The organism is Halanaerobiales bacterium (assembly GCA_035270125.1).
Lineage (GTDB): Bacteria > Bacillota > Halanaerobiia > Halanaerobiales > DATFIM01 > DATFIM01.
The window spans coordinates 1-2912 of the sequence record DATFIM010000068.1; the positions used below are offsets into that span (position 1 = coordinate 1).

Here is a 2912-nt window from a genome sequence, read left to right on the forward strand (position 1 = left end):
CCCATTTCTCTAAAAGACTTTATAACCTGTAAATATAGGTCATTTACTTCTGCTAAATCTATTTTTGCATTTACTATTTCCCCAGTTTGAACTTTATCTTTTCCAGATTTATTGGCCAAAATCTTTTCAATAGCATGCATGAATTGACCTCCCCATTAATTATAATGGTCTTAAAACTTCATATGTTTCTTCTTTATCATTCTGACAGGTAGTAAAAATATAACCAAGCTCATTAAAATTTTCATCAAATCCAAAAACTTTATCAACCTTTAATTTGCGACAAATAACAAGTGATGTACAGTCAGTATAGCTTAAATTATAATCACTAAACTTTCGAAAAATATCATTAGACTCTTTAGCAATCTCATTAGAAACCCAGCAGGTTTTTAACTCTTCATTTTTTTCTGCCTTTTCCCATAAATCCATTACTTTTAATGCTGTTTCATAATCAATATTTTCTCTAAGCCAGCTAATTGTTTCATCTTTGATATAATCAGTTGTCACCAAAGTTACATTATTTTTACGGAGTTTTTTAAGATAATTGGCAGCTTTTGAGTGATTTTTGTCATTTCTATTAATAATGGATATCCATCCTCCACTATCCACAAAAACTTCATTCATTATCTTCACCTCCATAAAGGGTTTGGTCAGGATTTTCTGATCCATCGTCATCTTCCCCATCGGCAATACCAATTAAATTTAAAAGAGGATCATTTTTTTCTGTATTATAATCTTCAATATATTCCTTAATTGCTTTTGTAATAATTTTTTCCTCTGAAATATTTTCGGAGTCTGCAATTTTTCTAAGCCCATCAGCAAGTTCTTTTTCAATAAACACTTCTTTTTTAGGCATTTTCTCAACTCCTTTTTAGTATATCTTTTCTACTTTTATTATATAACATTTTTTTCATTTATTAAATTAAAATAGGCTCTTGTTAAAATAAATACTGTAAGAGGAAAACTGACAAAAACTCCAAAAACAAAAGAACCACCTATACTATTGATTATAATTATTAAAATTAACCATCCTATTAGTTTAATAGTATTACCTTTGGTTAATTTTACACTCTTTTTTAAAGAAGCAACTGCTTTTTCTTTTTTATCAAAAACTATAAATTGACTTAAAATTAATCTACTATTTATAAAAAGCAAAATTATACCTGAGGCAAAAGTTATAAATGTAGCTAAATCTCTATAATAATTTTCAGTGGCTAAAAATACTAGAAAAATAGTTCCAAGCATTACAAGAAAATTAATTAAAACTATCAAAAAATATGTACCTAAAAAACTAAAAATATTTTCTGAAAAATTTATTTTTTTCAATAAAATATCATCCCAATTAATACTCTCTTTCTCATAAATAAGCAAATTTAGTTTAATAGCATATACAGATATAACCAATACAAAACCGGATGATAATAAAAATCCGATAAAAATTGATCCTGTTAGTTCAACTATTGCTGGTGTATAATAACCAAAAGCACTTCTCATAATCTCTTCAAAAAATACAAACCCAACAATCATCAAGATTAATGAAAATATTCCGATTAATATATGTCCCCAAAACTTTGAAAACCCTGTTTTGTTTTTTGATACTTCTTCATATGTCCAGTCCTTATCTTCTTCAGTATTTTCATAATTTATTTTTTGACCACAATTAGCGCAAAAATTAGCTTCATTTTCCAGTTTTTCACCACAATTACTGCAATAATTATTATTTGACAATTGTCTCACTCCTATTTCGTTTATTTAATATTAAATTCTTTATAACTAAGAAAAGCTCTCACCTTTTTTCAAAGATGAGAGCCTATTTTATATATAAAATATATTTAAACTTCTATTTCTTCTCCTAATTCTAAGACCTGACTATTACAACTAATCTGTTCAAACTTACTGGAAAGTCCTTTAGCCTGGAGAAGTTCCTGTCTTTCGTCTGGATCATAGTGATAGGGTATAGCAAGTTCAGGATCTAATTTAATACAACTTTCAATATATTTTGCAAAATGATCATTAAAACAGGCAGAAAATAATATTTTGATTTCTTCACCTGGATCAGGGAATATAGAGGCATCAGCTGTATGATATAAACCATTGTAAAAATAGGCTACTGATTCATCAGAATTATAACAATCAATATCAATAACTTTTATATCATCTTCTATCTCCTGACCGGCTTCAACCACCTCACCATCAATGTCAAAATTATCATAAACTGATTGAGGTGCATATACTTTTGTTTCAGAATTGCTTATTTCTGCTAATTGTTCAGGGTTAATGTGATCATCATGTTCATGAGTAATTAAAATAATATCTGCTTCAATCTCTGGTTCAACTTTAAAACTAGGATCAATAATTATTTTTTTCTCCCCATCAATTTCTAAGGCCGAATTACCAAGCCAACGAATTTTAATAATAATCATTCCTTTCATTTATTTTCTGTTATCTCTTTGTCTATTATTTTAGCACATATACACCAATTATGAAAATGAATCCACTAATTTTCCTTATTATCTATTTCAATTCCTCTTTCTTTAGCATACTTTCTTAAATTTTTAGTTCTACCAGATTTATATTCTTTCTCAGTATAATCTTTCAGTTTGACTATAATTTTTTCTTTACTCATCATAATCCCTCCAATAACTAATATTAAATTTTTTTATAAATTTACCTAAATTATAGCCTGTTTTTATCAATAACTTATCTGCATTATCAATGGCTTCTTTTAAAGTCATAGGTTTATCTATCACTGAGTAAAGAAAATCTATTCCTTCATCATAAACTTTTTCGGCATCTTCTCCAATAGTGCCAGCAACTGCTATAACCGGCAATTCTTCTTTTTTAGCTATACGAGAAACACCAACTGGAGTTTTACCAGAAGCAGTCTGACCATCTATTTTACCCTCACCAGTTAC

6 protein-coding genes are annotated in these 2912 nt (G+C 28.1%); all 6 read right to left on the bottom strand.

The genetic code is table 11. The annotated features are described in order from the left end of the window. Positions 1-159 precede the first annotated feature (159 nt). Positions 160-621, bottom strand: coding sequence for a hypothetical protein (locus VJ881_03530; protein ID HKL75117.1), 462 nt, complete (start codon positions 619-621; stop codon positions 160-162). Next, positions 614-853: a hypothetical protein gene (locus VJ881_03535; GenBank protein HKL75118.1), complete on the bottom strand. Its 240-nt coding sequence runs from the start codon at positions 851-853 to the stop codon at positions 614-616. Before VJ881_03535 ends, VJ881_03530 begins: the two co-directional genes overlap by 8 nt. A 38-nt stretch (positions 854-891) precedes the next feature. After that, positions 892-1725 carry a zinc ribbon domain-containing protein gene (locus tag VJ881_03540; protein HKL75119.1) on the bottom strand — a complete coding sequence of 278 codons (834 nt, stop codon included), beginning with the start codon at positions 1723-1725 and terminating at the stop codon, positions 892-894. A gap of 104 nt (positions 1726-1829) precedes the next feature. Continuing rightward, positions 1830-2429 carry an MBL fold metallo-hydrolase gene (locus tag VJ881_03545; protein HKL75120.1) on the bottom strand — a complete coding sequence of 200 codons (600 nt, stop codon included), beginning with the start codon at positions 2427-2429 and terminating at the stop codon, positions 1830-1832. Between the two features lie 65 nt (positions 2430-2494). After that, a complete protein-coding gene (locus tag VJ881_03550; GenBank protein ID HKL75121.1) occupies positions 2495-2623 on the bottom strand; it encodes a hypothetical protein in 129 nt (42 codons plus the stop codon). Then, positions 2616-2912: glycerate kinase (locus VJ881_03555; GenBank protein ID HKL75122.1), on the bottom strand; the 297-nt coding region annotated here is incomplete at its 5' end. The genes VJ881_03550 and VJ881_03555, both read right to left, overlap by 8 nt.